The organism is Bacillota bacterium (assembly GCA_009711825.1).
Classification (GTDB): Bacteria; Bacillota; Proteinivoracia; order UBA4975; family VEMY01; genus VEMY01.
This window is the reverse complement of the sequence record VEMY01000076.1, coordinates 1-12,973: the sequence shown is the minus strand read 5'-3', so window position 1 is coordinate 12,973 and position 12,973 is coordinate 1. Positions and strand designations below refer to the sequence as shown.

General features: G+C 54.3%; 12 protein-coding genes. 2 read left to right on the top strand and 10 right to left on the bottom strand.

What is annotated here, in order from left to right; translation table 11 throughout:
- Positions 1–159 precede the first annotated feature (159 nt).
- Positions 160–1,341, bottom strand: coding sequence for a glycine C-acetyltransferase (locus FH749_16125; GenBank protein ID MTI96970.1), 1,182 nt, complete (start codon positions 1,339–1,341; stop codon positions 160–162).
- A 24-nt stretch (positions 1,342–1,365) separates the two neighbouring features.
- On the bottom strand, positions 1,366–2,406 hold the full coding sequence (locus FH749_16120; protein ID MTI96969.1) for an L-threonine 3-dehydrogenase: 1,041 nt from the start codon (positions 2,404–2,406) through the stop codon (positions 1,366–1,368).
- Between the two features lie 328 nt (positions 2,407–2,734).
- Between FH749_16120 and FH749_16115 the strand changes: the two genes are divergently transcribed.
- On the top strand, positions 2,735–3,310 hold the full coding sequence (locus FH749_16115) for a nitroreductase (GenBank protein ID MTI96968.1): 576 nt from the start codon (positions 2,735–2,737) through the stop codon (positions 3,308–3,310).
- Between the two features lie 3 nt (positions 3,311–3,313).
- Positions 3,314–3,646, top strand: a complete 333-nt coding sequence (locus tag FH749_16110) for a tRNA-binding protein (protein ID MTI96967.1) — start codon at positions 3,314–3,316, stop codon at positions 3,644–3,646.
- A gap of 40 nt (positions 3,647–3,686) precedes the next feature.
- On the opposite strand, the gene FH749_16105 is transcribed toward FH749_16110, so the two are convergent.
- From FH749_16105 to FH749_16070, 8 genes are all read right to left on the bottom strand, one after another.
- Entirely contained in the window at positions 3,687–4,325 is a 639-nt protein-coding gene (locus FH749_16105; protein MTI96966.1) for a Crp/Fnr family transcriptional regulator, read from the bottom strand.
- 350 nt (positions 4,326–4,675) lie between these two features.
- Positions 4,676–5,593, bottom strand: a complete 918-nt coding sequence (locus FH749_16100) for a transketolase family protein (GenBank protein MTI96965.1) — start codon at positions 5,591–5,593, stop codon at positions 4,676–4,678.
- Complete coding sequence (locus tag FH749_16095; protein ID MTI96964.1) at positions 5,593–6,411, bottom strand: transketolase; 819 nt, start codon at positions 6,409–6,411, stop codon at positions 5,593–5,595. The genes FH749_16100 and FH749_16095 overlap by 1 nt, the downstream gene beginning before the upstream one ends.
- Positions 6,412–6,430: 19 nt before the next feature.
- Positions 6,431–7,288 carry a YitT family protein gene (locus tag FH749_16090; protein MTI96963.1) on the bottom strand — a complete coding sequence of 286 codons (858 nt, stop codon included), beginning with the start codon at positions 7,286–7,288 and terminating at the stop codon, positions 6,431–6,433.
- Entirely contained in the window at positions 7,272–8,033 is a 762-nt protein-coding gene (locus FH749_16085) for a class I SAM-dependent methyltransferase (GenBank protein MTI96962.1), read from the bottom strand. The genes FH749_16090 and FH749_16085 overlap by 17 nt, the downstream gene beginning before the upstream one ends.
- A 3-nt stretch (positions 8,034–8,036) precedes the next feature.
- A protein-coding gene (gene prfB / locus FH749_16080; GenBank protein ID MTI96961.1) for a peptide chain release factor 2 occupies positions 8,037–9,096 on the bottom strand; the annotation gives its coding sequence in 2 pieces (ribosomal slippage) (positions 8,037–9,080 and positions 9,082–9,096; 1,059 coding nt in all).
- A gap of 66 nt (positions 9,097–9,162) precedes the next feature.
- The gene (gene secA, locus FH749_16075; GenBank protein MTI96960.1) at positions 9,163–11,673 is read right to left on the bottom strand and encodes a preprotein translocase subunit SecA; all 2,511 of its coding nucleotides are present in this window, start codon (positions 11,671–11,673) and stop codon (positions 9,163–9,165) included.
- Positions 11,674–11,796: 123 nt separating this feature from the next.
- Positions 11,797–12,973, bottom strand: a 1,177-nt coding sequence (locus tag FH749_16070; protein MTI96959.1) for an ISLre2 family transposase, incomplete at its 5' end; no start/stop codon positions are given.

Genomic DNA, 12,973 nt, shown 5'->3' with positions numbered 1-12,973 from the left:
GCACCTTCGAGATTCTACTGATTTTCCCGACTCTCGACCAGTTGTTACATATGGTAACTTGACCGCTGTCGTTCATAACCAGCTTGCTGTAGTGTGTCTACAGCGGCGCGACTGCCCGTCGCACATAAAACTCCCAGTCCGGGGACTGGGAGTTGGTATTTACTTGATCAGATTGAGTTCCCGGCCGACCTTGCCGAACACATCCAGAGCAAAGTCCAGGTCTTCCTTGCTGTGGGCGGCGGAAATCATAACCCGAATCCGCGCCTTGCCATGGGCCACCAGCGGGAACCCAATGGTGGTGGCAAAGATTCCAGCTTCCAAGAGACGCTTGCTAAATTCATTGGCGTCCCGGGCGTCGCCAATCATTACCGGCGTGATTGGTGTCTCGGTCTTGCCGGTGTCAAAGCCCAATTTGTTGACGCCTTGCTGGAAGTAACGGGCGTTATCCCAGAGTTTTTCTACAAGCTCGCCGCTTGCCTGCAGAATACGAACCGCTTCCAAAGTAGCGGCGGTGTCGGGCACGGTGAGAGCGGAACTAAAGGTGAAGGGCCGCGCCTTTTGCTTGATATACTCAACAATCTCGGCGCTGCCGGCGATGCAGCCGCCCATGACACCCAGCGCCTTGGAGAAGGTGCCCACTTCCACGTCCACCTGGCCGTGGAGGTCAAAATGATCGACGATGCCGCGGCCGGCCTTGCCGACAACGCCTTCGCCGTGGGCATCGTCAACATAGGTCATGGCGCCGTATTTCTTGGCCAATTTGACAATTTCCGGCAGGGGTGCAATGTCCCCGTCCATGCTGAAGACACCGTCTGTGATAATCAGCACCCGGCCTTCTAAGTCCTCTTTAAGCACTTCTTCCAGGGCCGACATATCGTTATGTGCGTAAACACGAATCTTTGCCCGGCTGAGACGAGCCCCGTCAATAATGCTGGCGTGGTTCAGCTCGTCACTGACGATGGTGTCGCCTTTGCCCACCAGGGCGGGAATCGCGCAGAGGTTGGCGCTAAAGCCCGACTGGACCACCAGACAGGATTCCACACCTTTAAATGCAGCCAGCTCCCGCTCCAGATCTTCGTGGATAGTCATGGTGCCGGCGATGGTACGCACCGCGCCTGGGCCGACGCCATACTTATCTATTGCATCCTTGGCTGCCTGACAAATCTGCTCGTGGGCGGCAAAACCCAGGTAGTTATTGGAGCAGAAGTTCAGCACCTTTTTGCCGTTAATTTGCACCCAGGCGCCCTGGGCACCCTCCAAAGTGCGAATGTTTTTGTACAGTCCCTTTTCCTTCAGTTCGTTCAGTTCCGGCTCGATGAAGCCGAGGTAATTGTTAGTCATCAAAATCTCCTTTCACGGGGTGTTTTACGGATACAATATTATTTTACCACTTTTCCCGCTGCTTGCCAGTTCAAATGCCTTTTCAAACTCCTCAAACTTGAAGCGGTGGGTGATCATCGGCGTCAGATCCAAGCCGGCCCGCAGCAGCGCCTGCATTTTATACCAGGTGTGATACATCTTGCGCCCGTTAATCCCATAGACAGTGGCGCCCTTAAAGATGATTCCGTCGTTTAGGTCGATATCTACCGTTTTGCCCGGGGTGATTCCTAAAAGCGCTGCCCAACCGCCTTTGCGCAAGACGGAAAAGCCATCATTGATAGCGCTGGGATGCCCCGCCATTTCCAGTAGGACATCGACACCGGCGCCCTCGGTTTCTTCCATCAGCGCCTCAACCATGTTCACTTCGCTGACATTGAATACTTTGTCGGCGCCCATTTTCAGGGCCAAATCCAGACGGTACTCGTTGACATCGGTGGCATAGACCCGGCTCGCCCCGGCCTTTTTGGCAATCGCCACGGCAGCAACACCGATCGGGCCGCAACCGGTAACCAGAACTGTATTTCCGACAACTTCGTCAATCAGTGTTGTGTGGACAGCATTGCCATAGGGGTCATGAATGGCGCCCACCTCCACCGGCACGTCCTCATCCAGCACCCAGACGTTTTCCGCCGGGGCGACCACGTATTCCGCGAAACAGCCGTCGGTGTCCACGCCGATAATCTCCACATCCTGGCAGATATGGCCCTGACCGGTGCGGCAATAATAGCATTTACCACAGACAAAATGGCCCTCCACAGTGACCAGTTTGCCCATGGGCACATCCTTGACGCCTTCACCCAACTCGACAATTTCGCCGCAGAACTCGTGACCAAAAATCAGCGGCGGCTTTATCCTACCCGCAGACCACTGATCCCAGCCATAAATATGGACATCGGTGCCGCAAATCGCGGCGGCAGTAACTTTAATTAGGACTTCACCGGGTTTCGGTTTCGGGATTGGAACTTGCTGCAAACTGGCGCCTGGGCCTGCGCCTGTTTTCACAAGAGCCTTCATTGTTCCAGCCATCTGACTCCACTCCTTACCTTCCCTGTCGGGAAAAATATTTTTACCGCTTGCTGCCGGTCATACTATCCACAATAAGATTACGACACGTGGCGCTCAAAACCCTGCCTTGACACATAAGTATTATATTCCTCCCCCAGCCACGATATTGATGGAATGCCAACCTGGGCATGAATTGCAATTAACTTCAAAGAGGATATTTTTGTGATTTATAGAATCAAACTAAGAAGAGGGATATCATGGAAAAGCACCACGTTTTCGGATATCTCCAGTCTTAAACCAATGAACTGGGCAGGAAATGGTTTAATCAATTTAGCGAGGAGTGGTGGAAATGTTACATGTTCTCAGCGCTAGGCGCAGCATTCGAAAGTTTGCCGACCGGCCGGTGGAAAAAGAACTAATCGAGTCAATTATCCATGCTGCCACAGTGGCGCCATCGGGCAAAAACCGGCAACCCTGGGAATTCATCGTCCTCACGGGAACGGCCAAGAGCAAAGTCGCCGACCTGGTGGAAGCGGGCGCCGAACGCGCCAAAGAGTCAGGAATTCCTGCTGGCAGCGCCAAAAACAGCGCCCGGGTGATGCGCGAGGCCGCATATCTGGTGATGGTCTACAATCCCCTCTGGCAGGCCGATGCTGAGCACAGTGGCGTTAACCGCTATATGTATTCTGTCGATACCCAGTCGCTGGGAGCGGCAATCCAGAACATGCTGCTCCAGGCCCAGGCCTACGGCCTCGGCAGCCTCTGGATTTGCGATGTGTTCTACGCCGAACGGGAGCTGGCAGAACTCTTACGCCGGAGTGATGAACTGGTGGCGGCGGTGGCGATTGGCTACCCCGATGAAGTTCCGGATATGCGGCCCCGGAAACCGGTGGCCGAGGTCACCCGCTGGTTGGAGGAGGTGTAGTGAATGGCGGAAATCACTGATTTTCACAAATTAGATATCCGCGCAGGCAAAGTCGTCAAGGCCGAAACTTTCCCCGAAGCCCGCAACCCGGCCTATAAACTCTGGGTAGATTTTGGTCCCGAAATTGGCACCAAACAATCCAGTGCTCAGATCACCGAGTGTTATCCCGAACCGAAAGCGCTGGAGGGGCGTCAGGTCCTGGGTGTGGTGAACTTCCCGCCCCGGAGAATTGCCGGCTTTTCCTCCGAAGTGCTGGTCCTGGGAGTGTACACCAAAGCAGGTGTTGTATTGGTTCAACCGGACCGCCCCGTCCCCCTGGGTGTGAAGCTGGGATAAAAGACGTGTCTAAAAAAAGCTCCCTCGTCAAAGGGAGCTTTTACTCTTGCCAGTTTTTTAGACCATCGAGATCGAGGACGGTTATCTGTTTGCGCTTCGTTTCAACCAGACCGTGTTTACGCATGGCGTTAAGAACCCTGGAAACTGTGGAGCGGTATGCAGAAGCCATATTGGCAAGTTCCTGATGGGTGAGGTCCAGGTCAATTAAAACACTGCCGTCCTCTTGGGAAGTGCCATGATATTTTGCCAGGTGAAGCAGGCGCCGGGCTACCCGCTGACCAGCGGAGCCAAAGGCCAAATCCTTTATCTGGGACATTACCACCCGCATCTTCCAAGCCATTAACTCTGCAATATGCTTATACAACTCGGGATGAGCGGCCAGCACCTGTTCAAACTCTGACGAATTGATTTCAGCAATTGTGCAGTTGCTCATGGCCTGGGTAAGCACCATATTTTTGTCCTGGCGAAAATAGGTAATCTCGCCAAATATGGCGCCCTTTTTTAGGATCATATATACGGTCTCTTCTCCCGTTGCGCCGTAAAATGTGTGCTTTACTATTCCGTCCATCACCAGAAAAACATGATCCGGCGGCAAATCATCGAGATCAATAATTTCAGCCTGTTGATAATGCTTTATCGTTCCCAGTCCCTCTAAAAAATCTATAAAGATTGTGCTCACCTGTTCACCTCCACAATATCGCCAATGGTAATATACGACAATTGAGGTGAAAAACCCTTTTGAAAAAGAAAAAAGGCTCGACTTTGTCGAACCCAAAATTGCCCTCTCTAAGTGGGGGGCGATTAGAAGGATTAGATATTCGATTAGATTCACTGATATAATACATGTTTCGACAATCTTTGTCTGTGTTCTGGGGCACAAAGGAAAAGGAAAGTGGACAGGCCCTTCTTCAGAGTAATGCTTCGTGGCTAGGGTCTGTCCCCATCGGCAGGGACAGGCCTCGCAGCGGAAAGGGGACAGATCTTGCCCCAGATGCTAGACATAAGGGTTAAGATCTGTCCCCAAATAAACTACTTCGCGGCTTTGGCGATTGCGGCGGCGGTTAGGCCGTATTTCTCCATCAACTCAGCTGGCTTGCCCGATTCGCCAAACACATCCCGGACACCGATCCGGGTTATTTTCGTTGGATGTTCTTCGCTGAGCACTTCGGCGATGGCGCTGCCCAAACCGCCGTAAATGCTATGTTCCTCAGCTGTGACTACCCGGCCGCAACGGCGGGCCATCTTCACCACCAACTCACGATCTAGGGGCTTGATGGTATGAATGTTGACCACAGCGGCACTTACTCCTTCATCGGCCAGCAGCGCTGCCGCTTCCAGGGCCTGATGCACCATATAGCCGCAGGCAAAGATTACCACGTCATCGCCGTCCCTGAGCAGCACACCCTTGCCCAGCTCAAACTTATAATCTTCGCCGTTGACCACCGGCACGCCGGGGCGGCCCAGACGCAGGTAGGCAGGGCCGTGGTGTTCGGCCACAGCGCGGGTAGCGGCAGACGCCTCGGGACCATCGGCGGGCACAACTACCGTCATATTGGGCAGCACCCGCATCAGGGCGATGTCCTCGTTCATTTGATGGGTAGCGCCGTCCTCACCGACAGTAAGGCCGGCGTGGGTGGCGGCAATCTTCACATTCAGATTCGGGTAGGCGATCGAAGCCCTGATCTGATCGTAGGCGCGGCCGGCGGCGAATACTGCAAACGTGCTGGCGAATGGCAGCTTTCCACCTGCGGCCAGGCCGGCAGCGGTGGCCATCATATCTGTCTCAGCAATCCCGATGTTAAAGAAACGCTCGGGAAATGCGGCGGCGAAATTTGCCGTTTTGGTGGATTTCGAAAGGTCAGCGTCTAATACAACGATATCCTCCCGCTTTTCGCCCAGGGCGGCCAGGGCCTTGCCATAGGCATCACGGGTTGCAATTTTGCCCATTATTCCACCTCCAAATCAGCCAGGGCCTGGGCCAGTTGTTCGCGGCTGGGAGCACTCCCATGCCAGCCGGCTTCATTTTCCATAAACGACACGCCCTTGCCCTTGACAGTGCGGGCAACAATCAGGGAGGGCTTACCCACCGCGGCTTTGGCGATATCAATAGCGGCGAAAATTTCGCCAAAATCATGGCCGTCAATCTCCTGGACATGCCAGTTGAAGGCCTCAAACTTCTCCTTGATTGGCAGCGGGTTCATTACATCCTGAACATCACCGTCAATCTGCAGACCGTTATAATCGACAAACGCAATTAAATTGTCCAGGCCATAGTGGGCGCTGGTCATCGCCGCCTCCCAGATTTGGCCTTCCTGCAGCTCGCCGTCGCCCATAAGAGCGTAGACCCATTTATCGGCTTTGTCCAAGCGGGCGGCCATCGCCATGCCATTGGCGACACTCAACCCCTGGCCCAAGGAGCCGCTGGTCATATCGACGCCGGGAATCGCCTTACAGTCGGGATGGCCTTGCAGGCAGCTGCCCACTTTGCGGAAGCTTAAGAGATCTTCTGCGGGGAAAAATTCACGCTCCGCCAGGGTAGCATACAAGACCGGCGAGGCATGGCCCTTGCTGAGCACAAACAAATCCCGCTCAGCCCAGCGAGGCCGATCAGGGTCAACTTTCATCACTTGGAAATAGAGAGCTGTGAGAATCTCCACCGCCGACAAAGAACCGCCGGGATGTCCTGACGCCGCTTCGGTAACCATGGTTACGATATGTCGGCGGATGCGGCGGGCAATAGCCGCCAGATGCGCGTATTCGGTCACGTCATTCACCTCTAAGTTATTATTTGCTAAATCCTTCACCCTGAACTTCCTGAATATCAGTTACAATTACAAACGCCTGGGGGTCAATGCGGCTAATCACGGTCTTAAGACGGGTGATCTCCGCCGAGTTGACAACACAGAGAAGCACTTCCAGCTCACGGCCGCTCCAGGCGCCGTGGCCGTCCAAAATGGTCGCTCCCCGCTGCAACTCCTCATGTATCGTCTGGGCAATCACCCGCGGGTTGGCACTGATAATAAACGCTGCCTTTGCGTTACGCAGGCCCTGCTGCACCAGGTCGATAACCCGGGTGCAGACCATCAGGGCAATCAGCGCATACATCGCCAGTTCGGCGTCAAAGACAAATCCCGCCAGGGCCACCACCACAAAGTCAATGCCCAGCAAAATCTGGCCGACTGTAAACCCAGTATACTTGCTGAGCATTTGCGCCGTCAAGGCGGTGCCGCCGGTGCTGCCATGGGCCCGGAACACAATACCGATGCCGATGCCCATGACAATCCCGCCGTAGATGCCGTTCAACAACAAGTCGCCGGTGACCGGCGAAAGACCCGCCGTCAGTTCGACAAACAACGGCAATAAAAGCGAGCCCAGCAATGTATTGATGCCGAAGCGCGAGCCCTGGACAAACCAGGACAGGACAAATAAAGGAATATTTACCACCAGCAAAACCACGCTCACCGGCAGTCCAAACAAGTGGTAGAGAACAACCGCCAGTCCACTGACGCCGCCGGGGGCAATCTGCGCCGGCACCAGCAGCAGGTTTAAGCTGAGGGCAACAACAGCACAACCCAGAGCGATGCCCACAACTTCCCGGAAACGGGGCAGGCGAATTCGCTTCAATCTAGCGAGTATCGTCATGCTTACTTGCCACCACAATCATGCGCTTGCTGGTCGCGGAAAAGCTTCCGCCCTGCAAATCGCCGCTGATTTTTTCTACCTTGAAGCCAGTATGTTCCAAAAGTAATTGCACCTCCCGGGGAAAGAGCAGACTGATTGCCAACTCATCCAGCACCCTCTCCACCAGCACATTGCCTTTGTATTGTTCGTAAATAACGGTCAAATTACACCGTTGTAGATTAAGATCACTCTGTCGATGTATAGTTCTGAGAATCGAAACCCCGCCATCAATGTGGACCACTTTGCTAACGGTGGCTCCGTCCGTAAGCAAGGTCATATCCGGCGGAAACAGATCCAGAACCAATTTGCCGCCAGAATCCAGCAAGCGGTTGATGCTCACAAGACAACTGACCTGGTCCGCTAGGGTGAGCAAATGGGCAAAGCTGCCCCCCGCCACCAGGGCACTGGCAAAAGTCCGACGCAGCGGCATGTCCACCATGTCCGCCTCCACCAGTTCCAGACGTCCTTTAATGGTCGGGCCCGAGCGGTCATGCTTGTCCCGGGCCACATCCAGCATATATGGTGAGTTATCAACACCCACCACCTCCAGCCCAGCGCTGATAAGATCAAACACTACCCGGCCGGTGCCGCAGCCCGGCACCAAAACAGGGCCGCCCAATTGCAGCATCAGGCGGCGAAAATACGGTAAATCCCGTTTATCCACAAAATAATCATAGTACTGGGCAGTCTTCTTATGATAGGCCACAGACTACACCTCCCTGTCAGCCCCGGCCTGCCAGCGCAGCCAGGCATCGATAAAGCTGTCCAGATCGCCGTCCAACACCGCATTGGCATTGCCAACCTCGGTGTTGGTGCGATGGTCTTTGACCAGGCTGTAGGGATGGAATACATAGGAGCGGATTTGACTGCCCCAGCCAATCTCCCGCTGCTCGCCCCGCAACTTGGCCAGCTCCTCCTCCTGCTCCTGGCGCTGCCTCTCCGCCAACCGCGCCCGCAGAATCTTCATTGCCGCCAGGCGGTTGGAGTGCTGGGAGCGCTCATTCTGACATTGGACGACAATTCCGGTGGGCAGGTGGGTAATCCGCACCGCCGAATCGGTCTTGTTCACGTGCTGGCCGCCGGCGCCGCTGGCTCGGTACGTGTCCACCCGCAAATCATCGGTGTTCACTTCGATTTCAGCGTCATCATCCACTTCCGGCAGCACGTCCAGCGAGGCAAAGGATGTGTGCCTCCGTCCGGAGGAATCAAAGGGAGAAATGCGCACCAAGCGATGCACACCCTTTTCCGCCTTCAGATAACCATAGGCGTAACTGCCCTTGACCAACAAAGTCACACTCTTGATACCCGCTTCCACATCCGGCAGATAATCTAAAATTTCCACAGCAAAGCCCCGTTTCTCTGCCCAGCGGGTGTACATGCGCATCAGCATCTCGGCCCAGTCCTGGGATTCCAGACCGCCGGCGCCAGGATGGATGGCAATGATGGCATTGTGGGGGTCATACTTTTCGCCCAGAAGTTGGGCCAGTTCCAAATCACTAAGCTGCTTCTTTACTTGGACCAGCCCGGCGCTGATGTCCTTTACCAAATCCGTGCTGTCCTCAGCTTGGGCCAATTCGGCCAACTCCAGGAGCTCTCCGCACTCCCGCCGCACAGCGGCATAGGGCTCGGTTATCTGCTTGAGGGCATTGGCCTGGCCAATGGTCTTCTGGGCCGACTCAGTATCGTTCCAGAAATCCGGCGCGCCCATGATTTCTTCCAGGGCCGCCAAATCCTTAGCTTTGGCAGCTACTTCAAAGGGAGACGCCCATTTCTTCGATGCGTTTGGAGAGCTGGCGCAGTTCTGCTATCAGTTCTGTCAACACCGTTAATCACCTCTAATTGGCGCCACAACAGCGCTTATATTTTTTGCCACTGCCACAGGGGCAGGGGTCATTACGACCAACCTTCTTGGATTTCGCCTGCTTGGGTCCGTGAACCGCAGTCCCGTCGTTGGGCGGTGTCGGATTGGCCGTGGCCACCGAACGCCGCTCAGGCCGAGTGGCAAGCTGGACCCGGAGAATCAGACGGGCGACTTCCTCCTGAATGCTTTGGATCATGTTGTTGAACATGTCGTAGGCCTCAAACTTGTATTCGGTCAGCGGGTCTTTCTGCCCAAAGGCCCGCAAGTTGATACCCTGGCGCAGATCGTCCATTGCGTCCAGCTGCTCCATCCACTTGCTGTCCACAGTGCGCAGTACCACAACCCGCTCCAGCTCCCGCATAACATCCTCGCCCAGGCTCTTCTCCTTGTGCGCATAGAGCTCCCGGGCCTTCTGTTTAAAGAGCTCTAGAATCTCATCCCGGTGCAGACCGTCTAGATCCTTCTCGCTGACGGTTTGGGGCAGCAGGAAGCTGTTGTTGGCAAACTCCAGCAAACCCTTGAGATCATACTCTTCCTGATAGACATCATTGCTGGCCCAGGTGTCAACCGCGCCTTCAATCACTTCGTCCATCATCTTCAGGACCTGGGGCTTGAGATCCTCACCTTCGAGAATCTGACGACGCTGCTTGTATATGACCTCCCGCTGATTGTTGAGCACATCGTCATATTCCAGAACATGCTTGCGGATATCAAAGTTTCGGGATTCCACCCGCTTCTGGGCAGTCTCAATTCCCCGGGAGAGCAGCGGATGGTCGATGGGCATATCGTCATCCATCCCCATTTTCTCCAGTATGCCCTTAAAGCGGTCGGAACCAAAGAGGCGCATCAAATCATCTTCCAGGGAAATGTAAAATTGACTGGAACCGGGGTCGCCCTGCCGTCCGGCCCGGCCCCGCAACTGATTGTCAATCCGGCGGGACTCATGCCGCTCGGTGCCCAGGATATGCAAGCCGCCCAAATCGGGCACGCCTTCGCCCAGGACGATGTCGGTCCCCCGACCGGCCATGTTGGTGGCAATCGTCACCGTGCCCCTCTGCCCAGCATCGGCGATGATTTCCGCCTCCCGCTCATGATGCTTGGCGTTTAACACATTATGGGGTACGCCCTTCTTGCTCAGCATCTTACTCAAGTACTCGGAGTCTTCGATGGCAATAGTCCCCACCAGCACCGGCTGGCCGCTGGCATGGCGGTTGGCAATCTCTTCCACAACAGCCCGGTATTTTCCGGGCTTGGAGCGGTAAACCACATCGGACATATCTCTACGGATCATCGGCTTGTTGGTGGGAATCACCAACACATCCATGCCGTAAATTTTCCGGAATTCCTCTTCCTCGGTCTTGGCGGTACCAGTCATACCGGCCAGTTTCTTATACATCCGGAAGTAGTTTTGCAGAGTTATACTGGCCAGAGTCTGGCTTTCCCGCTCAATCTTCACATTTTCCTTGGCTTCAATCGCCTGGTGCAAGCCGTTGGAATAGCGGCGACCGAACATCAACCGGCCCGTGAACTCGTCGACGATAATTACCTGGCCGTCTTTGACCACATAATCCTTGTCCCGCTTCATCAGGACATGGGCCCGCAGGGCCTGATTCACATGGTGAGAAACTTCCATATTCTCGTGGTCAAAGAGGTTCTCCACATTCAGGGCTTCCTCTACCCGGCTCACCCCTTCTTCGGTCAGGGTGACGGTGCGGGCTTTCTCGTCCACCGTGTAGTCCTCTTCCGGCTTCAACCGTGGCACAATCCGGGCATAACGGTAATAGCGGCTGGTATCCTGATCCACTGAGCCGGAGATAATCAACGGTGTCCGGGCCTCATCCACCAGGATGCTGTCCACTTCGTCGATAATTGCATAATTCAGCGGCCGCTGCACCAGCCGGTCCTTATAAAGCACCATATTGTCGCGGAGGTAATCGAAGCCAAACTCGTTATTTGTCCCGTATGTAATGTCTGCCTGGTAGGCCTCCCGGCGCTCTCCGGGTTCCTGACCATGAACGACCAGGCCTACACTCAGGCCCAGGAGCTTGTATATCTGGCCCATCCACTCACTGTCCCGGGTGGCCAGATAATCGTTGACAGTAACCACGTGCACACCCTTGCCGGGCAGGGCGTTGAGATAGGCAGGCATTGTCGCCACCAAGGTCTTGCCCTCACCGGTTTTCATCTCGGCAATCCGCCCCTGGTGCAAAACGATGCCGCCCAGGACCTGCACGTCGAAATGCCGTTGGCCCAGAGCCCGCTTGGCGCCCTCCCTGACCAGAGCAAAGGCCTCGGGCAACAACGCATCGAGCTTTTCACCCTTTTCCAGCCGCTCCCGAAACTCGCCGGTCACAGCCGGCAAACTGTCAGTATTTATCGCCTCAAACTTGCTTTCCAGCCCGTTCACCTGTTCCACAATCCGCATCAGGCGCTTGATCTCCCGGGCATCATCCCCGGTCAACAAGCCCTTGAACATCTTGAACATTTATCTCCACCCCTTGCTAAATCGCTATCCCTCATTTTAACACCAATCCATGCACACTGGCAACCAAGCACCAATTCAGGATCGTGTCAAGTCATTGTAGGTTTTTTGAAGAACCTCGTATGCTTAAATAGCGGTAATGCTATTTAAGCCTTTTAAGGCTTGTCGGGTGAAATTACTGCCTCCTTGGTAAAGTGGAACGTTGTTATGGTTTTCCTTACCCAGTGCTTTTTTCCTTAAACGCTTTAACTCTTTTTGGACTGTCGTTTTCAGCTCGACTATGGCAGGGGCTGCAGGCTGCCTGGCTAGATAGTGGTCACGAATAGACTCCCGATTTGCCTGGACCGATCGCATTGACGCCATGTTTTCTGCTCCCTGCCTGCTCCACGCCATAGGACGGCTGCTCAACCTGGCAGATAGGATGTGGCTGACATGGCCTTCTGCGCTACACCCTACATGAGGATATTTCGTAGCAGATTCAATCCCATCCCAATTGTTATCAATATAGCTGATGGTGGCACAGACCCTTTCCTGTCTCGGGCTCGTTTCGGCTAATTCTAACGCCTCCGCCAGATGCTGTAGAACAGTCTGCTTGTTCCCTTGCTTAATCCCTCGATAGACGGCTTTCTTTAACTCAGGGGCATGGGCTGTAGCTTGTGTTATGGACTTTGCCAAGTGAAACTTATCCAAGATGAATGTGCTGCCAGGAATATACCCCTGTCCTGCTCGAATCCAACGTGCGCCGTCTCCGGATAGATAGATCGCCGACAGGTTGTCAAGATCATAATGGGCCTCTATATAGTCACAGAGCTCCATCCAAAATTCTTCCGGCTTCTTTTGAACGGTGGTGAAGTATCTGGCATTGACCAGGTGGCGACGCGGATATTCAGCCACCCCCTCATGGATGTAGATTAGCCGAGCCTGAGCGCCTCTCTTGCCCCTGACTTTGAGATGATCTTCATCAGCTTCAATATACAATTCCTGGACTCTGCGTTTTTCCTTTGGCTCTGTAAGCGGTTTAGCTTTAAAGGCTTTTACGCAATTGCTCACCGTTTGCTTGCTGACCTTTAATTCGGGGTTGTAACGGCTGACCTGGAGGGTGGCTTTTTCATACGAAATTCCGCTGCACGCTTCAGACAGCACTGCTTTGAGGCTTTCACTTACACGGGAATGCGGGGTAATCCCGGCTTTTTCGTCCACCAAATAACAGTAGTTTTTACTCTCTTTATGCCGGTAGTAGCTTCTTTCGTAGGATAGCAAACCAAAGGGGGTCAATATCTCCTTACGATCGTTTTTCCTTACC